Raw genomic sequence first — 20,862 nt, 5'->3', positions numbered from 1 at the left:
TTTTTTAGCCACTTCACGCCTAAATGCGTTATCAAGTTAAGGTTTTAGTGTGTTGACGCAGCTTAAAACCATTTCTGCGGATAGGGGCGTCGACACAGCAGATTATGATACAGCCAGCCAAAGGATAGGATCAGCACTAGACCACTGGCGACCGGCGAATATAAAAAGTCCCACCCTTGCGCGGTCAGCATAATAACTAGCGGGTTTGCTCCAGCGGGAGGATGCACTGTGTGGGTCAGCATCATCAATGCGATTCCCGCTCCTACGGCCAACCCTAAACTCAGCGGCGAGACGCCCACACTGTGGAGGATGATAAGTCCCATCAGACTGGTCAGTAGGTGGCCGCAGACAATGTTTCTTGGCTGCGCCAATGGGCTATCGGGAAGGGCAAATAAAATCACCATAGTGGCGCCAAAGGGGGCCATCAGCCACAACAGGTGCGAACTCATTTGCTCCAAGCTTGCTAAGGCACTGATACATAACATGGCTCCTATGCCTGCGAGCAGTGCCGGTTTTAATTGCTGTTGGCTTATCACTTTCATTGTGTGTCCTTTGAGCCCAACTTGGCTATCGCGCAAGGGCTGTGGTTTATGTGGTGAATATCAATGGCTGCGGCTTGGGGGGCAGTGTTGGGTTGTCCGTTGACTCGATCCCAGTGGCCGCGATGCACTTAATTGTGTTGAATCTTTAATGGGTAGACCAATCTGTCTACTTGATATCATTGCATGAGTAGACTGAGTTGTCTACCTGTGAGATGATACGTTTAAATCCTAATTGCAGAGGAAGGCGATATGCCGCAACCCGAAGTGTTGTCAGATATGCCCTTAGATAAACGTCAACAGCTCATCAGCACTGCATTTAAACTGTTTTATTTTCAGAGCGTACATGGGGTAGGTATTAACCAAATTTTGCAGGAGTCGGCGATTGCCAAAAAAACCTTGTACCATCATTTTGCCAGTAAGGATGAGTTGGTCGAAGCTGTGGTGCAGTACCGCGATCAAGTGTTTTATCAATGGTTAAGCGAGCGAGTGCAGATGGCCGAGGTGGGCAAGGCGGGGATCCGCGCGTTATTTATGGCGCTCGATGACTGGTTTAATCAAAGAGTGCCGCAGCTGTGTGAGTTTCGGGGCTGTTTTTTTATCAATGTGAGTGCCGAATTTACCGATGCCAGCCATCCCGTGCATCGTTTGTGCGCCGAGCATAAACAGCGGGTGGCAGATTTAATGGGTCAGCAAGTGGCGGCCTTGGGCTTGTCCGAGGCAAAAGCGGCTTATCTTGTCGATACCCTATGCCTATTGAAGGAAGGCGCCATAGTGTCGGCGCAGCTGCGCGGCGACACAGGTGCCGCCATGCAGGCATTAAAAGTTGTCGAGCAATTGATTGAAATAGAAACGAATTAGGGTGACGGTTAAATCAATCTGTCCATGAAACCCGTTTGGATCCCATAACCCAGCAGGGCTAAGTTGGTCACGACCGTGAGCCAAAACAGTTGGCGAAAGGCGGCTTTGACCGATTTATGCCGTAGTAGCTGCTGGGCAAACAGTGCGCCGGGCCACCCACCGAGGAGAGACATTAAATGCAGGGTGCTTTCCTTGGTGCGCCAGCGGCCTTTACGCGCCGCCGATTTGTCGAAGGCGTAGGCGATAAAGGTGGATAAACTCAGCAGCAGATATAAACCCACAATCGCGAGGGGCAGCATGTGCCACCAAGCTGCGCCGATTAGCATCGCCAGAAAAACGAGCGCTAATAACAAAGGCATCGAACTCTGACGCGAGCGCGTGGCTCTAGTCTTAGCCGCTCTTGATTCAGTGGCTCTAGATTGAGTCACTCTTCTTTGAGTCGCTCTTCGTTCATGTACTGGAGCGGACGGCGTTTTATTGGCTCTTTTGTTGTTCATTGTTCGAGTTCAAATGGCTACTAGCGTTGATGGACTTAAAGGCGAGCTGGCGCCAGAGTTTTTCGAGTGGCCCTTGGTGAAAGTAGCGTAAATACAAGCTTGCCAGTAGCAATTGTAGCAGCGAGTAACCCAGCGCTATCGCCATATAACCACCCCTATCGAGGGTTAATAGTAACTCGGGGGCAAAGTGTCGAAAGATAAACACACCGACAATGGATTGCAATATATACAGGCTAAAGGCGAGTTTGCCGACATTTTGCAAAGGCTTTAGCACCGCCGAGCGATTTTGGCAGATTTTAACCAGTATATGGATGTAAATCAGTGCGGTAGGGATAGCGCTTAGCATGACTATGATGTCCGAAAACATCACCAGTATTGGGTTTTGAGTTAATCCCAGCAGGGTATCTAGCGCTGAGAGTACTAAGCTGGCTAAAACCAGCTTGATTAAGGTGTTTCGCTCAAATCCCTGCTTGAAGCTACCCTGGCGATAGAGCGCCATACCGAGCAGCATCAACCCACCCGTGAACCACATTAGCGTGAAGGGAATGACCAGCGCCATGTAGCCGACCTGCATGACATGCAGCAGCAGTTGATTAGGGTAACTCGCTGTCCAAGCGCTGTATTGCTCGGCGAATAAGGGCGATTCGCGGGTAAAGAGTTCGTCACTGCCCATGATGCTGATTAAGCAGATAACCACTAACGAACTGAAAATAAAAATATTGGCCTTACGTTTTAACTCGGCGATGCTGGCATCTCGGTAGCAGAGTGCTAAAAAACCGCTGATCCCATAGGTCAGTAAAATATCACCGGGCCAGATAATGATGCCGTGGATCAGGCCAAAGACAATCAACCATTTCAAGCGTGAGCGCAGCAGCGAATAGGCCGCTAAGCCTTTATCGCTAAATCGTTGGTACTGAATATAAAGCCCAACGCCAAATAAGATGGAAAACAAGCTGATAAAGCGCCCTTCAATAAAGAAATTGCTAAAGGCTTCTTGCACTTGATCTGAGAGTAATGGGATTTGATGGGGCGCATAGCCATAAAAGCTTATCCCCATAAAATAGATATTCATAAAAAATATTCCCAATACCGCTAGCCCACGTATGGCATCGAGGTTGGCATTACGTTCAGTTGGGATAGGCTGATGGGGCGTGTGAGTCGCATCGACGGGATTTCCCCAAGGATCCTGGGCAGCTTGAGTGATAGGTTTGATAGCAGGCATCCTTTTGCTATTGGAAAAAATTAACCGAGTCAGCTCGGCGAGATTGAGTTGATAATACAAGGCGCTAGCTTAACAGGCGCTCAAACCAAAGAACACTCAACGACATAAAGCGTTAGGCGCGTGAACCGCTTCGGAAGATATTGGCTATTCGCCAATATCTTCGTTCCATAGCTGTGGCTTGGCGGCGATAAAATCGCGCATTAACTGTTTGCACTCGTGATTGTCTACCACAGTCACTTCTACACCGCGGGACTGCACATAGGCTTCTGGCCCTTGAAAGGTGATATTTTCACCGACCACCACTTTAGGGATGCCGTAGAGTAGTATCGCGCCGCTGCACATATCGCAGGGGGAGAGAGTCGAATAGAGTGTGGCCTTTTGATAATCGGCGGCGGTTAGTCTGCCAGCATTTTCGAGGCAATCCATTTCGGCATGCAGCACGGCGCTACCTTGCTGCACGCGTTTGTTATGGCCGCGGGCGACAATTTTCCCGTCGATCACTAATACTGAGCCAATGGGGATCCCGCCTTCGGCTAATCCTTGTTTGGCCTCATCAATGGCGGCCTGTAAAAATTCATCCATTTCGATCCCCTGTCTTAGGTTGTTTGGCTTAGCATAGCAGCCTGCAAGCGTTGAGCAAGACAACCTAAGTGGTGATTTCGATTGATGATTAAGCTTGGCTTACTTCTGCGGCTTTTCTGAAATCCATAACTTGATATGCCCCTTCACGACCACAACACCTTGGGTGTCGTAGGCGGTAACGGGCACCAACATATCGCCGGGCGTCCACTGCTCTGGCGTGACTTCAGCAACACATAAAATATCACTGCCCGCCTTGGCGGTGTAATCTAGGCTCATGCCCTTAGGGATCCAACGCAGGTGAGCCGGAATCGATGCTTCGGCCATCACGCCCATCGCCATTTCTAAGCCGTTACAGATGGCGATAACATGCACGGTTTTTATATGGTTATGAACGGCATGACGTTTTTTAATCAGACAAGCGCAGCGGTTAAGGCGTAATTCAGTGATCAGTGGTTTGATGGTGCCAAAATAAGGCGCCATGCGTGATACCATGATGGAGAAGATTTTTTGGCCAAAGGGTAAGCCTTGGGTTTTATGGTAGAGCGCGAGAACCTTATTGGGCTTAGCGTTTGGGGTTTGTGCGTTAGGGCTCATGGTTATCCTTCATCGGAGTGCAAACTTAAGGTGTTAGTCTTGGGCCGCTGATATTTTTTAATGCTTAGCGGCGTGCCTGTTTCTTTCTGGTCGGATGAGTGTAACATTGGGATAACATTAAATGCCAGTCGGCCGAATTAAGTAAACTTCATTTCGCGGTTTTTACGCTAACACCGTATAATCACGACAAATTTGTCATCAATGACACGTCATAATGATTTAACTACAAGGACTCACAGTGAAATATTTGCTGACCTATTTTAAGGGAATGGCCATGGGGGCCGCCGATGTGGTGCCTGGGGTTTCGGGTGGCACTATCGCCTTTATCACCGGTATTCTCGATACCTTGCTCGAAAGCGTTAAACGTATTAATCCTTCCCTTTGGGGCGTGATTAAGTCGCAGGGGATTAAAGGCGCGTTTGAACATATTAATGGTGGATTTTTACTGAGCCTATTAGCGGGCATCCTGACCAGTATTTTTACCTTCGCTAAACTGATTTCTTGGTTGCTGGTGGCACATCCCATTCCGATTTGGTCATTCTTCTTTGGCCTCATCATCATCTCTGTGGTGCACATGCTTAAACAGGTGAGTGGTTTTACGCTGGCGCGTTTGGGATTATTTGCCTTAGGGGTTCTGGCTGCTTGGGTGATCACTGTACTGAACCCTGTATCGGTCGAGGCCAGCTATTTAAATATTTTCTTCGGCGGTGCGATTGCCATTTGTGCCATGGTATTACCGGGGATTTCGGGCAGTTTTATCTTATTGCTGCTCGGCTTATATCCAGTGGTACTCGCGGCGGCAAAAAATATCCAAATCGATATCTTGGCCTGTTTTGCCGTTGGCGCTTTGCTGGGAATTTTAAGCTTTAGCCATTTACTTTCGGCCTTGCTGCGTAAATACCATGATGCGACCGTAGTGTTTCTCACGGGCTTGATGCTCGGCACCTTAGGTAAAATTTGGCCTTGGAAACAAACCTTAACCTGGCGTACTAACTCCCACGGTGAACAAGTGCCGTTATTGGAGCAAAATATTTCGCCGCTGAATTTTGAACAAGTGACGGGCCAACCTTCACAGCTGATGTTAGCTGTTGTGTGTATGTTGGCGGCCATCGCCTTAGTTTGGGGTTTAGAGAAGGTCGGCAAACGGGATTAAGCCAATCCTGTGGATGATATAAATAAAAGCAGCGATATTCGCTGCTTTTATGTTTTAAGGCCGATGGAATGTACTCGACTTTTGGGCAATGTTATTTTGCTGGTCCGTTAAGTTACAATCGCGCCTCAGAGTGCAAGCAGTCGATGTTGTGCATCCGTTTAAACTCAGTGAGAGTTTGCAGTTACGATAAGGATATAGTTGTGGAAAAAAAACAGGTCCCCTGGGTTGGCGTGGCGCTAGCCATTTTTGCCTTAGGTCATGTGGTTAACTTAATCATAGATAAGCAAGATTCTGAAATATCCCCAGAGTTAAAGCTGCAAATTTCTGACACTATTCAGGCTCACAGAACACCCGCTTTCGCGAATAATGTCTTGATTGATGAGCCAAACACCCCTGAGATTGCTGAGACTTCGTCCAAAATCCCTATGCCTGCAGAATTAGCCGATGTGAGTCAAATCTACAGCAATCTCAATGCATTTGCGGCGCTCAAACGAGACGGTACTGTAGTCACATGGGGTGATGGCGAGTGTGGTGGCGATAGCAATAACGCCGCCGAGCCTCTACTTAATGTAAAACAGCTGTATGCGGCAGAGGATACCTGCGGCTTTGCCGCGTTAACCCATGACCACAAACTGATCCCTTGGGGAATGGGCGATGAAACTATGCCTTGGACTCGAGGGGTGAGACCTGTACTGCATGATGTGCGCGATTTTGTTGCGGCTAAGGGGCTCTATGCCGCCATTAAGCAAGATGGAAGTGTCGTCAGTTGGTCTTTTGAAGATGCATCAACTGCCGAGCTAGGCTCTGGTAAGCACGCCGCGCCTGCGATGACTAACGTCGTGTCTGTATCTGTTAACTATCGGGCTTTTGCCGCCTTAAAACGGGATGGAACAGTAGTGACATGGGGGCAGGCTAATTATGGTGGCGATAGTCGCGAAGTCGCCTCAGCGCTTAACAATGTGAAACTACTCTATGCTAATGATGATGCTTTTACCGCGATGACAGCGACGGGCAGATTGGTGTCATGGGGTAAGGTAAGAGAGGAGCAAAAAGGCCGTGAGCAAGTGGCAAAGCTTAGCCAGCTTGCGCCTGCCGTGAAAGTTGTTCCTTCTAAAAATGGCTTTGCGGCGTTACTGGCTGATGGCAGCATTTATGCGTGGGGGGAAGGGGAGTTAACTGAGTATGATGTGCCATTTCCTGCTCGCTTATCTCGTCCAAGTCGCGCCAATAAAGTGATTGATATTTTTGCCAATAATGACGCGTTTGCCGCCTTAACCATAGGTCGTCAACTTATCGTTTGGGGCAGTAAATACCATGGTGCTGATACGACAGTCCTTAAGGATAAGTTACAAAGCGTGCATAAGGTTTATCCCATTGATGAAGGATTTGTCGCGCTACGTAGGGATAATACGGCTATCGCTTGGGAAGGATGGGAATTGGCAGAAAACCAGCCGCGTTATCAAGAGGTCACTCAGGTAAGCAAAGTGGTGACTTATGAACGTGAGTTTGCCTTTTTAAAGCAGGATGGCACTGTGGTTGATGGCCACTCTGGCCCCAAAACTGACATTACTCAAGCAACGGATATTTTCCCTACGGGGTTAGGCTTTACGGTTAAACGCCAAGATGGCTCGATTGCAGTATGGATGCGGGAAGATCCCGCGGTGACGCTAGATAAGCAAGCCGTTGATTTGAGTCATATGCGCGATATTCGCAGTAATTTACTGGATGTGATTGCCCTTATGGACGATGGCACGGTACAGGCTTGGGATGTAACAGGTAGAACGAGCAATGTGCTCTAAGCTAATGAGCAATCCCATTTAAAGCTAGCAAGCGGATAAAAACAAAGGGCTAAGATGAACATCTTAGCCCTTTTGTTTTTAAGCGAGGCTTTTCTCGCTTTCTGCCTGATTGGCTTTAATTTCACGCAAATAGCGGTAAATGGAATGCACAGAAATCCCTAATCGCGTGGCGGCCACTTGGGCGCTATCCTTGAGTTCGAAAATCCCTAACTCATGGAGTTGATTGACAATTTCACGACTCTTTTGTGAAGGGGAAATCGCAAGATTCGCACGCACCTCGTGGTTAACACTATCGATAGTGCTGTGCAGCGCCTCATCAATATTTCGCGCAAACACCTCGGGCGAACTGGTCAATTCGCTGCCGAGGAGCTGCTCTGGCATCATAGTGCGCAGCACAGATTGCAGCGGCGCATCCATATCGGTATTGATGCACAGCAACCCAATCGGCAGGTTTTTAGGATTACGGATCACTGTGGTTATCGAACGTAATGTCTTACCGTTGGCACACTTGGTAAGGTAAGAGTTGGAAATATCCTGACCCGTTTTGAGCTTAAGCAAGGCCAGGTTCGTGATGGGCGCACCGACCTCACGGCCAGTGACATGACCATTGGCAATTTTGATCACAGAAGGGTGCTTAGCATCTAAGCTGTGCAGCACGACCTCTGTATGTTGGCCATACATGGCGGCAATCCCATCGACGATATTTTCGATGGACTTGAGTATATCCAGATCGCTTTGGGTTAAGTCTTGCAATTTCACAATATTCGGCCTTTTTCAGCAGCTTATCAGGAATAACCGTCTTATTCAGACATGATGTTAATGATTGTGACATCCGTAGATGACATGCCATTGAGTACCATCTTGCCTATGTTCTTAATGGTTTTCTCAACATCTTTGGCGATGATACCTTGGCCCGAAACGTTTTGGCTGTTGAGCGCCATTAAGAAGGAGCGCACCGCCGCACTCGATGAGGTACTGACCTTCATGGCGCAGGAGGCTTTGGCTCCATCACAGACCATGCCCGAGCTGTCGCTGATGACGTTTTGAATCGCAAAGCAGGATTGCTCGAAACTGCCGCCCGCTAAATACACCATGGCCATTGAGGCGGCGGCGCTGGTGACCGTATTGCCACAGAATGCCGATAACGGTGGATAGTGGGACTTGATATAAATCGCCCCGAGGTGGCTCATGATCAGCGCGCGAGCCAGTTTCTCTTCGCTGACTTTATAACACTGGGCGGTGATCACCACAGGGATCGTCGCGGCAATCCCTTGGTTACCACTGCCTAAATTGCTCATGGCAGGCAGATTGGCACCGCCCATACGCGCATCCGAAGCTGCCGCGGTGAGCATCACAATCTTATTGAGTAAGTCCTCACCAATGATCCCAGCGGCAATGCCGTTTTTCATGGTACGGCCGACTTCCAAGCCATAGGGTTTGGACATGCCTTCATCGGATAATTTACTATTTAATTCCGAGGCTTTAAGAATAAATTGGATTTCTTCGAAGGGCACTTCTTGGGCGAAGCGGTAAATCGATTCAATATTGATATCGACGCCGTCGCAAATTGAGCCTGTGGCCTTGGCTTGGGCGCTATCGGCGGTAAAGACTAACTCACCATTTAAGCGCTTCTCGGCAATTAAGGTATGGCCGCCGCAGATTTTTACCATGGCTTCTTGTTCGCCAGCGGTTAAGCTCACGCAGCAATAGATAAATTCGTCGGTCTCGGTACGCTCAACCTTCACTTTACCCGCATCGATAAGGGTTTGCGCCTGTGCCACTTGTTCAGGTGTCACGTTGGCCAAGACTTCTAATCCCGCATCGGCATTGCCTGCAAGCGCGCCTGCGGCTGCGGCGATAGCAAGACCGATTTTACCTGTGCCTGGGACATAAACGCCCATCGAGTTTTTATATAAGTTATCAGAAACTTGCACCGCAATTGACTCGGGTTCTACCGGTAATAAGGTGCGTGCTACGGCCGCCGCATAGGCCGCGGCAATCGGCTCGGTACAGCCTAAGGCGGGTTTAACCACTTGGTTAATGATCTGAATGTATTGCTGCCATAGAGGTTTCATCGGGCTACAACCTTACCAATTTATGCGTGAACGTGGGCGATGGCTTCTACTTCCACTTTGACACCCAGTGGAAGATCTTTTACCGCAAAACAGCTGCGGGCAGGGCAGTCGGTTTTGAAATAGGTTTTATAGACTTCATTAAAGGCGGCAAAGTCACTGATCTCACTCAAGTAACAGGTGGTTTTAAGCACGGTTTCTAGGCTGCCACCACCGGCTTCAATCACGTATTTCAGATTCTCAAGGCATTGCACAGATTGTTCGCTGATCCCGCCATCGACAACGCCGCCTTTCTCTTTACATACAGGTAGTTGCCCAGAGGTAAAAATCAGGTTGCCATAACTGGTGCCGTGGGAATAAGGGCCAATCGCGGCTGGGGCACGTTCTGCATGAATGATGCTTTTCATTATCTCTCCAATCTGCAAATAAAATTGAATGCTATCGAAATTCTATGTGCAATATTATTTGCATATTTTGGTTTGGTTGCAATTATTTTTTAATGTTTCATGCCGTAAAGACGAGTTTATGCGTCTTTCGGCGGGTTTTGGGCTGAATTGTGAGCGATGGCACTTTGTTCAACAAAAGTTGAGTATTTTGTTTGCTGAGTTTGTTTTGTTCAAATATATTTGCAAAAATTAACATCAACTCGGTTAGGATGAGATATGGATGCAAGGCTAACGGCGGCACAATGGAAAGAGGATACTCGCTTCGACAGTACGGATTGGGGCTGGATCATTATGAGTATTGGCATGGCGATTGGCGCCGGGATCGTATTTTTGCCAGTGCAGGTGGGGTTGATGGGCTTGTGGGTATTTTTGCTCTCCAGCGTGATTGGTTATCCTGCCATGTATTTGTTTCAGCGATTATTTATCAATACCTTGGCCGAGTCGCCTGAATGTAAGGATTATCCGAGTGTGATTTCGGGGTATCTGGGCAAAAACTGGGGCATCTTACTCGGCGGCTTGTACTTCATTATGTTGGTGATTTGGGTATTTGTGTATTCCACGGCCATCACCAATGATAGCGCCTCCTTTTTACAAAGCTTTGGCGCGACTACGTCATTGTTATCTGAAAATCCCTTCTATGGCCTAGCGCTGATCTGCGGTTTAGTCGCATTGGCCTCCCGTGGTGAAAACCTGTTATTTAAGATCTCCACCTTTATGGTGCTGACCAAGCTTGGTGTGGTGGCGGTACTCGGGCTGATGATGGTCGATAAGTGGGATATCAATAATATCGGTAGCGTACCCAGCGCCGACGATTGGCTAAAGGATGCAATTGTGATGTTGCCCTTTACGCTGACATCGATTCTATTTATCCAAAGTTTAAGCCCTATGGTGATCTCTTACCGCTCGCGGGAAAAATCCCTTGCCGTTGCCCGCTTTAAGGCGATGCGTGCGATGAACATTGCCTTTGGGGTGTTGTTTGTGGTGGTGTTTTTCTACGCTGTGTCTTTTACCTTAGCCATGGGACATGAGCAGGCGGTGCGCGCTTCCCATGAAAATATCTCCGCTTTAGCCATGGTGGCTCAAGGCATGCCAGGACAAACCTTAAAACTGCTTAGCCTGACCTTAAATATCTTTGCGGTAATGACGGCATATTTTGGTGTGTATTTAGGGTTTAGAGAGGCGTGTCAGGGATTGACCATGAATATGCTGCGCCGAGTGATGCCCGAGGAGCGGATCAATAAGTCGTTAGTGGGTTACGGCATCATGATCTTTACTATTTTACTGTCGTGGGGGGCGATTGTATTAAATGCCCCTGTGCTGAGTTTTACCTCTATCTGTAGTCCAATCTTCGGTTTAGTGGGATGTTTGATCCCGGCCTATTTGGTCTATCAAGTGCCTGCGCTGCATAAATATAAAGGGGTGTCGCTGTATATCATTATCGTCACCGGCTTACTGTTATGCGTCTCTCCTCTGCTTGCCTTTAGTTAATGATTTACCTCCTTTACAAACAGGTATGGCAGTTGTGCTGTGCCTGTTTTTTTGTCTGTGATTGGGACAAATTGTCTTAGTCGTCCCCTTGGCAATGGGTGACTCTGTGCGCTGGTAGTGGTTTTTGTCATGCTGTTCGCGCTGGATGAAATTTGGTGATTGTGCCCGATCGATAACTTTCTATAATCCTTGGCAACTACTTTAGTGGTATCTTTTTTTCTAATGCTTATCAAACTAAGGAATGCCTAATGCAAAGACGTGATTTTTTAAAGGGTGCAGCCATTCTGTCGGCGGCAGGAACCGTGATGCCAGTGTTGGCGGCGTCGACGCAAGCCCATGCGGTGGCCGATAAAACCTGTGGTCGCCGCTGTTTTACCTTAACCAATACCTATCAGCTCGTCGCGCCAGAAGGTTCTGCGGGCGTGGTGAAGTTATGGGTGCCACTCCCCGAAAACACGGCTTTCCAGCAGGTTGAAAAACTTAACTTTAGTGGGACTTATCAAGATGCCTACATCAGTGCCAATAACCATTATGGCGCTAAAACCCTGTTTGCCACTTGGCCCGATGCCAAGGGCAAGATGACCCTAACGCTAGAATTAGTGATAGAAACCCAAGATTGGGAACCCGTTAAAAGTGGCGAGTTAGCCCATTACCGTGCGCCAGCTAAGCCTGAGTATCCTGCCGACGTCGCCATTTATCTTAAGCCAACCAAGCATATGCCTGTAGACGGTATTGTGAAGCAAACGGCGGATAAGATTGTGGGCAAAGAAACCGAGCCGCTCAAGCAAGCACAGTTAATTTACAACTGGGTGAGCGCCAACATGTATCGTGATAACGATGTCATAGGTTGTGGCAGTGGCGATGTGGCCGCCATTCTTGAAAGTGGCAAACTCGGCGGTAAGTGTACCGATATCAACTCAGTATTTGTGGCGCTGATGCGCGCTGTCGGTGTGCCTGCCCGTGAAATGTTTGGTATTCGTTTAGGCCAAGCCATCAAAATGGGCCATTATTCCAAAAAAGCCTTTGGTAGTGCCGATGATAAGGGCTTTGCCGATGTGACGGGTGGTCAACATTGCCGTGCCATGTTCTACTTAGCGGGTTATGGTTGGTTACCCGCCGACCCTGCGGATGTGACTAAAATGCGCCTCACTGAGAAGAAGGAGCATAGCGATCCTGCGGTACAAGCGGTGAATGATTACCTGTTTGGTAACTGGGAAATGAATTGGGTTGGCTTTAACTACGGCCGTGACTTTGACTTATTCCCCGTGGCGGAGCAGACTCCACTGAACAATTTTGGTTATCCCTATGCCGAAGTGGACGGCGATCCTGTTAATTACTATGAGCCAAAAGTCTTCGCCTATGACTACAAGTCAAGCGAGCAGCGCTAAACCGCTGCTTGCCACCATGGCCGCCGCAGTTGTTGCGGCGGTTGCCTCTAGCCTTTGCTGCATTGCGCCCTTAATCTATTTAGTGTTTGGCGTGTCTGCGGCGGGGCTGTCGGGGTTATCGAGCTTAGCTTGGTTACAAGTGCCCATGTTGCTCCTATCAACAGGGTTGATCTTGCTGGGTTTTTGGCGCTTGTACTTTGCGAAAAAGCCGCTCTGTACCGGTACATTTAGCCGAGGACAAATGCTATTAGCCTATTGGCTGACTGTGCCTATTGTGCTGGCGTTCCAACTGTATCCCTTTGTTTTACCTTGGCTACTTGAGGTGTTCGAATGAAGCCACTATCACGTATTGCACGACTTGTGCTCATCACATCGTTGGGGTTTACGCCATTCACTTGGGCGGAAAACGTGCAGGTGACACTCGATGTTAAAGGCATGACCTGCCCACTGTGCGTTACCGTCGTTAATCAGGCGCTGCGCAAAACCGATGGGGTGCTCAAAGCCAAGGCGAACCTGAAAACCGAGCAGGCTGTGGTCACAGTCGCCGATGATTTTAACCTCGATAGGTTGATTACCGCCGTCGATGCCACAGGCTACAAAGGCAGCATTAATAAGGTCGAAAAGCAGAGCTGATATTGGCTCAATATCGCTTCAGTATTTAATCTAAAAGGCACAACTTAATTGGGTTGTGCTTTTTTATTAGCGGCTATCAGGGCTGGGTTCTATCAAGCGGAATAATATTAATATTGAGCTATTTCGTTCATTCACACAGTCATGGTTAATATTAATTAAGTTAATACTTTTGACTGAATAAAATTTCTGGTTATTAATGTGGCTATTTTACTGCCAGCAATCATATGCGATATCGCCCATGGCCTGTTATTGGCACCAATAAACAGCATTGCATTATGTTGAGCTAGAGGCTTATCGATGCTGCTTAGTAAATATACTTGGATGAGGAAAGAATCTAATAGCATGCTTACAAGATGAATATTTGCGATTGATGGGCATGGTTTTGATTTTATAGTATTTTTGTCACATCCGACTGCATATTGAGCTTGTGATGGATATTATTAAATAATTTCAAAAAATATATGTCATTCTCTTTTTTGCAACCTTTATATTACCTTGTTCAATCGTTTTAGTCGTTTGCGTCGTCATCGAATATTATCCGTAAGTTGCTGCAATCCTATTTGGGGATGCTTGATATGGTTCTTTTTACCGTTGAATTTCTACTTCAGCACAGAGCAAATTGAATTCGAAATCGCGCTCACTTTCCATCAATAATATGCTTCGCTCAAATAGAGAACCCGATAAAAATCGCCTCAAAAATGTATTTATGTTCGATTAACAGGCATAATGCGGCGTTTTAATATTCAGTACAGGGAATAACCATGAAGTATTTGGTTAGCGTAGTTACATGTTTTCTCTTATCAGCCTGCTCATTTGGCGATGCCGATGTGGAGTTTAAGCCACAAAAAGGCGATGAGCGCGCGTATCAAGTCTATAGCACTGCCCGCATCTCGGTCGAGGCAGGTGGCCGTAATGAAACGGTGGACACCACATCCCATCAATTACTGCGTTATAAGGTGCTCGAGGCAGGTAAAAATAGCCGCTTCGAAGTGCATGTCGATTATATGAAAATGCAAGATGGCCAAGGGAGTGGCGTGAGCAGCGGCGAACGGGCTGAGCGAAATCCCGAAATGCATGCCATTTTCTCTCAGGGCTTTGAATTTTCATTAGATTTACACGATGGCAGCGTTAAAGAATTTAGCGCGTTAAATAAACCAGCCTGGCAAGCCATGCTGGCAGAGCGTGGCCTTGAGCTTGAGCAGGAACTTAAAAAGCTCTTTAGCTCATCGGTTTTTATTAATTCGATACCCGCTGAAGTGGGGGCTGTGGTGATGCTTCCGGCCTATCAAGGCCATGCTAATTCAAAGCTTACCGTGTTAAAGGTCACAGACAAGCATGTTCTGGCTCAGGTGGAAAGCGAAGGTGAGCAAGCCAAAATATACGGCCAACTGATGCTCGAGCGCGACCGAGGATGGCTGGTGCAGATGGGGCTAGTGGCTGAGGTGCCCTTTGAGCGTTACGGTTTTAAGGGGACGATGCGCAGCAATGTGATTATGGTGCCTAAGGAGCGTGAGCTGGGCGACCTGTCGCAGCGAGTGGCTTTTGATTACGATTTCCCACCGGGTGAGTATGAAAAACAGCCCGAATTATCACTTGAAGAGGCCAATAAATCTTTAACCCAAGAGGCGGTATTTGCCTACGATGCGGGTTACTTTGACCTTTATGATGACCAACTCAGCCTTACCTATCAACATGATTTCTCAGGTTTAAAAGCATCGGGAGAGTTTCATCTAACCGATATTACCGCGCACAGTGCCGATGGCAGTGTTTTACCGATACAACTCAGTAAGATTTATCGCTTTAATTTCGCTGAAAAGGATGGTTTTTATAAATCCGTAGAGCAACATTTACTCGTCGGTTGGAATGAACCCTCCGAGCTGTTTTCCCAAGTGACTGAGTTTCGTGCTAAGGCCCACTATCAGGGCGCTAAGCTGGTTAAACTGGCATTAACACCCGATCCAAACAAAACGGTGTCCTTGCAGTATAAAGATTTACAGCTGGAATTTGCTCCCATTCCCGATAAGCCCTTCTCTTATGTGCTGACATCCCGCGACCCAACCCATAAATCTTGGTTAGCGGGGCGATTTGACGGTGCCGAAGGCGCCATGATGAAGTACCAATCGCCGTCGGTAGAGGGACCTGCTTGGTTAACCTCAGCCGAACGCAATATGTTGGGGTTAGCTGCATCGATGCAATTTGAACCCACCACCTTGTTTAGTTTTCCGGCCGAGCCACAGGCGCTAACCATCTATGTGAATACACCGGATGAGAGTAGCGAACTGACTCAAGATGTTCGTTTTATTCCAATGGGGGATTACATGAATAACGTCGCTTATCCCCCTGTGGATCAGCGCACGCTTTACCGTGATGATATGTATGCGCGCTACGATAAGCCGCAAGAGGCATTAGTCGCCGATCCCGCCTTACTCGAACCCCAAATGGTGGCTAAGTATGGCTTGAGCCTACAGTTAAGCGCCGAGCAAGCCGCCGTGTGCTCGCTAACTGTGCTGGACGCCCCCCAAGTTGACGGCCACAGCTTGCAATGGACGCAGATTAAATCCGAAAACAGTATGGCGGAACATCTTGATAAGACGGTTCTATATCAACTCACCAGTGCCGATGGGATCCGTCGTAATTTTTACGATATTAAAGTCAGCAGTGCCTTGAGCTGTACGGGGACGCCCGAATGGCATGCGCTTGCGTATCAACCTAAGCAAGGTTGGCTGATTGATACCACTCAATTGCCAGAACTCGATACCACGCAAACCGTGGGTGAGGTGATGCGCCATTATCGTTTTTTAAATGCGCAGAACATTCCTCTCGCGCCTTTTATGCCTGGGGAGCGCGACGATTTTTATCAACGGCCGTTACAGCAAGTGCTTCATCAAGACCGTTGGTTTGAGCTGCAAGGGCGAGTGCAGGCGATTGAATACCTGAAAGTTAGCGGCGAGCCCGTTAATAAACAGTGGGTTACTACATTACCAGCCTTACCTTAAGGAGCTGATATGAGAGCCTTATTACTATTATCTACACTATTTCTATCGTTTAATGTGCTGGCTGAACGCATCTTACTCGACGAACAATGGCAGCCTAGCGCGGTGCCTAGTGAGGCTATTTACTACCAGAAACAGCAAGCGACTGAGCAAGAGGGCGTGTGGCCAGTAACGCTTTTTTATGTAGAGACGGATAAACCCGTTTTTAAGGGGACAGTCAACGGCCCCAATTTAGCGGAGAGTGTTATCGTCGGTGATTTCGAATTTTATCACCCCAATGGTCAACTCTCTCGCAAGGGACGTAGCGATGCACAAGGGCGTTATCAGGGAACGCATCTGTATTACTGGGAAGATGGAACACGCTCAGGTGAGTACCAATATCTGAATGGCAGGCTCCACGGTGAGCAAAAACGTTACCACACCAATGGTCAATTACGCGACCATCAACATTATGCGAATGGAGTGGAGTCTGGATTAGCGCAAAGTTATTTTGACAATGGCCAGCTGCAAACACGGGTAACCTATGGCGCTAAGGGAATGGAAGGCTTATATGAAAGCTTCCATAGCAATGGTCAGCCAGAGCAAACCGTGAATATGGTCGCGGGTAAAAGAGAAGGCGAGCGCCTTTACTGGACAAAAGAAGGCTGGTTATTCACTAAAGAGTTTTACATCAAAGGAAAATTACATGGTGAAGTGTTGGTTTACCAAGCCGCCGATGTGCCTAGAGAAATTAAACATTATCAGCATGATAAGCAGGTAGGGATACAACAACGTTTTGATCCGCAAGGGCGGTTAGCCCAGCAGCAGAAATACGATGCAAAAGGCCGTGAAATTCAGGATATAACCTATGCGAGTGCAGGCCATGTGACCTCTCAAATTGACACTCAATATCTCGCGAAAGGCCATATAACCAACGAGCAGCGCTTCGATGAGAGTGGAAAGTTAACTTATCAATATCAGCGAGATACCGTAAAAGACTGGAGTCTGCTTCAGCGTTTTGATAGGGCAGGCGAGTTGCTTGAACGAGAAGAGCGAGTTAAAGGCAGCTACGAAGGGGAGTATGTCGGCGCAGGTTGGAATGGCTCTCTCAGGCGGATAAATTACAGTAAAGGCAAAATGCACGGCGCGTTTCGTGAAGATAACGCCGAAAATGGCAGTTTTGTCACAGGGCAATATCAATCGGATCTAAAGGTTGGTAAGTGGGTCACTCAAAATCCAGATTCGACGCGTATCGAACAGTTTAATTCACAAGGACAGCTCAACGGCGAGCAGAGCGATATCGCCGCCGACGGCACGGTAATGTATCGAGCGTTTTATCAAAACAATAAGCTGCATGGCGCTTTTTTACAGCGAGGCTTCGATAAACAACTGCAAGCCCAAGGCCAGTATGTTAACGGCCAGCGTGAAGGCAAATGGTTAGTACAAGATGAGAGCAGCTACAGCGAGGTGAAGTTATGGCACGGCCAATACCAAGCTGGGCACGAAGTGGGACCGTGGCGAGCCATGTCTGCTAACGGCCACTTATTGGGTACGATGCAATACGATAACAAAGGCCTTTTGCAAGGGAAAAGCTACAGCTTCAATGAAGACGGCAGCCTGCAGCGAAGCGAAGAGTATGTTGATAACCAGTTACACGGCAAGTTGGTTTACTACTTCAACGGCGAAGCCTCATCCGAATACCATTATCAAAATGGTGTCGATGTGGGCCAATAACGTATCTGTACTCGCTCAGATCTAAACTGGCCGTTGCTCATTTTTTAGGGGCGCTGTCAGTTTGGATTTGAGCTAAATTTTTCTGCCCCGGTAATTCCCCCAACTGCCTGCCCATCGAAATATATCTCTTGAGTAGTCCCATGTGCAGCTATATTGGCCACATCTTGATGCATTTGGGGTTGTTTACAAAATAAACAATGAAAGTGCATTAGTTAAACTAAAAAATGCACAAGGTCATCTTTTGGGTACAAGAAAATAATGAGCATTAAATCTTAAGAGCTAAGTGGGCAATATCTCGATGTAGCCATTTTGTGGACACTGAAAAGAAAAAGGACTTAGCATTTCTGCTAAGTCCTTGTTTTATTTGGTGGAGGCGGCGGGACTTGAACCCGCGTCCAGAAAACCTACATCCAAGGCGCTACATGCTTAGTCTTTCTATTGTTTAACCGTTTGAACTCCGAAAGACAGGATCCCACACGGTGAGTCCGGTACTGTTTCGCGGTTCACCCCCGGACAGGGTTCCCTCGCTAGCACGATGTGAGATGACCATCAAATCCACTGCCCATGTGCGAAACGTGTGGTAGATGGCTAGCGGCATTAAGCGGCTAGAGCGTAGTTATCGTCGTTTGCAACTATAACTTTGCGGCTTTTAACGAGGCCAACCGCCCCTCGGCATGCTCCCAGGGTTTCGTGAATCCTGTCGAATCCAGAATCGCCCCCAAGAAAGTTGATTGTAACTCGTAGCGTGGCGATAACCTAGTATCATTTGCTGCAAGTTCAATCGTTTGTTCATTATCCGCGCGTTTTTTCCTTTTTCATTACGCGGGCTTTTTCAACTTGCCACTCGCGTGCTTTGGTATCTTCACGCTTGTCGTGGTCTTTTTTACCTTTACCTAGGCCGATTTCTACTTTGACCCAAGCCCCTTTACGCCAGTACATGGAGATAGGGATAATCGAGTAGCCTTGACGTTCCACTAAACCTGCTAGTTTGTCTAACTCTTTACGACTTAACAGTAATTTTTTGAGCCGTATAGGGTCGCACACCACATGGGTGGAGGCGGTATTGAGCGGAATAATGGTACAGCCGTGCATAAAGGCTTCGCCATTTTTTAAGAAAACGTAGCAGTCCGATAGGTTCACTTTACCCATGCGGATAGACTTCACTTCCCATCCCATGAGGGACAGGCCTGCTTCCATTTTTTCTTCGAAACGGTATTCGAAGGTTGCGCGCTTATTACGTGCGATCGTCGCAGGCGCGGCTTTTTTTGAGTTTTTCTTTACCATAGTGGCGCCATTATACGCACGGTGAATCAATTTGAAATGGATATAAGGGTTTATTTGAGCTATTTCAAGCCCCCATCAATTTATTGCTGTTTTTTTATGCGGTTTTGCTTAGTCATCATAGGGATATGTGAGGGGTGCGTTTTTTAAGTATCGTGGTAGAATCCAAACCAATTTTGTTAGCTTCCCTAGAGATTAGGGCGCGCGGAGTTCGCTTGAGACAGCGTGTTTACTTAGATTGAGAGTGCCAAGCCCTATGCCGCAAATTTCTCGAAGTGTGTTAGTTCGTTTTAGTGCGATGCAAATGTATGATTTAGTCAATGATGTTGAGTCGTACAAAGAGTTTTTACCCGGTTGTGTTGGCGGTAAAGTGCTTGAGTTTGATGGTAAAACCATGGTGGCCTCGGTCGATGTGAGTAAGGCGGGGATCCGTAAGACCTTTACCACGCGCAATCAGGTGGTGCCGGGAAAGAGTATCGAGTTAAGACTTGAAAATGGGCCTTTTAAACACTTATTCGGCCAGTGGCGTTTTACCGAGTTGACGGAAGATGCCTGTAAGGTGGAGTTTGACTTAAATTTCGAGTTTTCCAGCTCATTGGTCGATATGGCTTTTGGTAAAGTGTTTAATGATCTTATGGTGTCTATGGTGACGGCATTTACCAGCCGTGCTAAGGTAATTTACAGTGACAAATGAAGCAGATAAGTTCGTCGTCGATGTTATTTATGCGCTGCCGACTCAGCAAAAGGTGATTTCGGTTAGCGTATTGCCCGGCACGAGCGCGATTGACATAGTGCGTCAGAGCAATATGGTAAGTTTTTTCCCTGAGATTGATTTAGAAACGGTAAAGCTTGGGGTGTTTAGCAATGTGGTTAAGCATGACCAAGTGATTTTACCGGGGCAGCGAGTGGAGATTTATCGCCCGCTGATCGCCGATCCTAAGGATGTGCGCCGTCGCCGTGCCGATAAGGCCAAGGATGAAGGTCGTGCCAACAAAGTGACCGGTGGACGGGGGTCTTAATCTGTCGGCAACACGAATAAACAAAAAGCGCCATGGGCGCTTTTTGTGTTTAAGGCAAGTGTTAAACCAGTATGCTTACTTGATTGGTTTTTGAACTTGCGCTTCGGTTTGATTTTCTTTCACTAATGGCTTTTCATCTGGGCGCTGTGCTGGCACGAGCGGCGCAGACTCAGCTGTGTTGGCCATGGGTAACTTACTCTGCTCAAGCGGTGTATTAAACTCTGGGCTTAATTCATAGTCGCCCTTCACTAAGCTTAATTTGTTACCGGTAAAGTGCAGGATCAGTTCTTTGTGGGTAATGCTCGCATCACGGCCACTCTTATAGTGGTACACATAATACCAAGTGTCATCGGCAAAGCTGTCACGCAGTACTGGGCGACCAAGAATGTATTCGGCCTGCTCTTTGGTCATGTCGATACGCAACTTTTCAACCTGTTGCGGCTCCATGTAGTTGCCTTGCGGAATATCGGGCTTATAGATCAGCCAATCAAACACGCTACAGGCACTGAGCGAAACTGAGAGCGCAATGGCACTCAGCAGGGTAAGACTTTGCTTTTTATTGATCATTGTATGCGCTACTTC

At 47.7% G+C, this 20,862-nt stretch carries 21 protein-coding genes and 1 other RNA gene; 11 read left to right on the top strand and 11 right to left on the bottom strand.

What is annotated here, in order from left to right; translation table 11 throughout:
• Nucleotides 1–62: 62 nt before the first annotated feature.
• Nucleotides 63–542, bottom strand: coding sequence for an HPP family protein (locus N7386_RS15465; protein ID WP_279769538.1), 480 nt, complete (start codon nt 540–542; stop codon nt 63–65).
• A 249-nt stretch (nt 543–791) separates the two neighbouring features.
• Here N7386_RS15465 and N7386_RS15460 point away from each other — a divergent pair, with 249 nt between their 5' ends.
• On the top strand, nt 792–1,400 hold the full coding sequence (locus N7386_RS15460) for a TetR/AcrR family transcriptional regulator (protein ID WP_279769536.1): 609 nt from the start codon (nt 792–794) through the stop codon (nt 1,398–1,400).
• Between the two features lie 8 nt (nt 1,401–1,408).
• Here N7386_RS15460 and N7386_RS15455 read toward each other — a convergent pair whose 3' ends face one another.
• The 4 genes from N7386_RS15455 to N7386_RS15440 all read right to left on the bottom strand — a co-directional run bounded on the left by N7386_RS15455 (nt 1,409) and on the right by N7386_RS15440 (nt 4,295).
• The gene (locus tag N7386_RS15455) at nt 1,409–1,897 is read right to left on the bottom strand and encodes a DUF1294 domain-containing protein (protein ID WP_279769534.1); all 489 of its coding nucleotides are present in this window, start codon (nt 1,895–1,897) and stop codon (nt 1,409–1,411) included.
• Nucleotides 1,875–3,119 (bottom strand): DUF418 domain-containing protein, encoded by a 1,245-nt coding sequence (locus N7386_RS15450; protein WP_167373578.1) that lies wholly within the window; start codon nt 3,117–3,119, stop codon nt 1,875–1,877. Before N7386_RS15450 ends, N7386_RS15455 begins: the two co-directional genes overlap by 23 nt.
• Nucleotides 3,120–3,263: 144 nt before the next feature.
• Nucleotides 3,264–3,701, bottom strand: a complete 438-nt coding sequence (locus tag N7386_RS15445; RefSeq protein ID WP_086903337.1) for a nucleoside deaminase — start codon at nt 3,699–3,701, stop codon at nt 3,264–3,266.
• A gap of 99 nt (nt 3,702–3,800) precedes the next feature.
• Nucleotides 3,801–4,295: a hotdog fold domain-containing protein gene (locus tag N7386_RS15440; RefSeq protein WP_011626844.1), complete on the bottom strand. Its 495-nt coding sequence runs from the start codon at nt 4,293–4,295 to the stop codon at nt 3,801–3,803.
• Between the two features lie 238 nt (nt 4,296–4,533).
• Between N7386_RS15440 and N7386_RS15435 the strand changes: the two genes are divergently transcribed.
• Both N7386_RS15435 and N7386_RS15430 read left to right on the top strand, forming a co-directional pair.
• The gene (locus N7386_RS15435) at nt 4,534–5,448 is read left to right on the top strand and encodes a DUF368 domain-containing protein (protein WP_011626843.1); all 915 of its coding nucleotides are present in this window, start codon (nt 4,534–4,536) and stop codon (nt 5,446–5,448) included.
• 200 nt (nt 5,449–5,648) lie between these two features.
• Complete coding sequence (locus N7386_RS15430) at nt 5,649–7,247, top strand: hypothetical protein (RefSeq protein WP_279769529.1); 1,599 nt, start codon at nt 5,649–5,651, stop codon at nt 7,245–7,247.
• 78 nt (nt 7,248–7,325) lie between these two features.
• Here N7386_RS15430 and N7386_RS15425 read toward each other — a convergent pair whose 3' ends face one another.
• Genes N7386_RS15425 through N7386_RS15415 form a run of 3 tightly spaced genes read right to left on the bottom strand, consistent with a single transcriptional unit; the run spans nt 7,326 to nt 9,726 of the window.
• Entirely contained in the window at nt 7,326–8,006 is a 681-nt protein-coding gene (locus N7386_RS15425) for a PAS domain-containing protein (protein WP_279769527.1), read from the bottom strand.
• A gap of 41 nt (nt 8,007–8,047) precedes the next feature.
• Nucleotides 8,048–9,322 carry an L-serine ammonia-lyase, iron-sulfur-dependent, subunit alpha gene (locus N7386_RS15420; protein WP_279769526.1) on the bottom strand — a complete coding sequence of 425 codons (1,275 nt, stop codon included), beginning with the start codon at nt 9,320–9,322 and terminating at the stop codon, nt 8,048–8,050.
• 20 nt (nt 9,323–9,342) lie between these two features.
• Nucleotides 9,343–9,726: a RidA family protein gene (locus tag N7386_RS15415; protein ID WP_086903343.1), complete on the bottom strand. Its 384-nt coding sequence runs from the start codon at nt 9,724–9,726 to the stop codon at nt 9,343–9,345.
• A gap of 255 nt (nt 9,727–9,981) precedes the next feature.
• Between N7386_RS15415 and N7386_RS15410 the strand changes: the two genes are divergently transcribed.
• From N7386_RS15410 to N7386_RS15385, 6 genes are all read left to right on the top strand, one after another.
• Nucleotides 9,982–11,253 (top strand): hypothetical protein, encoded by a 1,272-nt coding sequence (locus N7386_RS15410; protein WP_279769524.1) that lies wholly within the window; start codon nt 9,982–9,984, stop codon nt 11,251–11,253.
• Nucleotides 11,254–11,501: 248 nt separating this feature from the next.
• A complete protein-coding gene (locus N7386_RS15405) occupies nt 11,502–12,641 on the top strand; it encodes a transglutaminase domain-containing protein (RefSeq protein WP_279769522.1) in 1,140 nt (379 codons plus the stop codon).
• Nucleotides 12,642–12,657: 16 nt separating this feature from the next.
• Nucleotides 12,658–12,975 (top strand): hypothetical protein, encoded by a 318-nt coding sequence (locus tag N7386_RS15400; RefSeq protein WP_086904600.1) that lies wholly within the window; start codon nt 12,658–12,660, stop codon nt 12,973–12,975.
• A complete protein-coding gene (locus tag N7386_RS15395) occupies nt 12,972–13,274 on the top strand; it encodes a heavy-metal-associated domain-containing protein (protein WP_011626837.1) in 303 nt (100 codons plus the stop codon). Before N7386_RS15400 ends, N7386_RS15395 begins: the two co-directional genes overlap by 4 nt.
• Nucleotides 13,275–14,035: 761 nt before the next feature.
• The gene (locus N7386_RS15390) at nt 14,036–16,270 is read left to right on the top strand and encodes a hypothetical protein (protein ID WP_279769518.1); all 2,235 of its coding nucleotides are present in this window, start codon (nt 14,036–14,038) and stop codon (nt 16,268–16,270) included.
• Between the two features lie 9 nt (nt 16,271–16,279).
• Complete coding sequence (locus tag N7386_RS15385; protein WP_279769516.1) at nt 16,280–17,980, top strand: hypothetical protein; 1,701 nt, start codon at nt 16,280–16,282, stop codon at nt 17,978–17,980.
• Between the two features lie 365 nt (nt 17,981–18,345).
• Here the strand turns inward: N7386_RS15385 and ssrA are convergent.
• Both ssrA and smpB read right to left on the bottom strand, forming a co-directional pair.
• Nucleotides 18,346–18,700, bottom strand: a transfer-messenger RNA (tmRNA) gene (gene ssrA, locus N7386_RS15380).
• A gap of 72 nt (nt 18,701–18,772) precedes the next feature.
• On the bottom strand, nt 18,773–19,264 hold the full coding sequence (gene smpB / locus N7386_RS15375; RefSeq protein WP_279769515.1) for an SsrA-binding protein SmpB: 492 nt from the start codon (nt 19,262–19,264) through the stop codon (nt 18,773–18,775).
• 253 nt (nt 19,265–19,517) lie between these two features.
• Here smpB and N7386_RS15370 point away from each other — a divergent pair, with 253 nt between their 5' ends.
• On the top strand, nt 19,518–19,955 hold the full coding sequence (locus tag N7386_RS15370; protein WP_011623526.1) for a type II toxin-antitoxin system RatA family toxin: 438 nt from the start codon (nt 19,518–19,520) through the stop codon (nt 19,953–19,955).
• The gene (locus tag N7386_RS15365) at nt 19,945–20,280 is read left to right on the top strand and encodes an RnfH family protein (protein ID WP_279769513.1); all 336 of its coding nucleotides are present in this window, start codon (nt 19,945–19,947) and stop codon (nt 20,278–20,280) included. The genes N7386_RS15370 and N7386_RS15365 overlap by 11 nt, the downstream gene beginning before the upstream one ends.
• A gap of 75 nt (nt 20,281–20,355) precedes the next feature.
• On the opposite strand, the gene bamE is transcribed toward N7386_RS15365, so the two are convergent.
• Nucleotides 20,356–20,847, bottom strand: coding sequence for an outer membrane protein assembly factor BamE (gene bamE / locus N7386_RS15360; protein WP_039978606.1), 492 nt, complete (start codon nt 20,845–20,847; stop codon nt 20,356–20,358).
• Between the last annotated feature and the right edge of the window lie 15 nt (nt 20,848–20,862).

It is taken from the genome of Shewanella sp. GD04112 (assembly GCF_029835735.1).
Taxonomy (GTDB): domain Bacteria; phylum Pseudomonadota; class Gammaproteobacteria; order Enterobacterales; family Shewanellaceae; genus Shewanella.
This window is presented reverse-complemented; position numbering and strand designations above follow the sequence as displayed.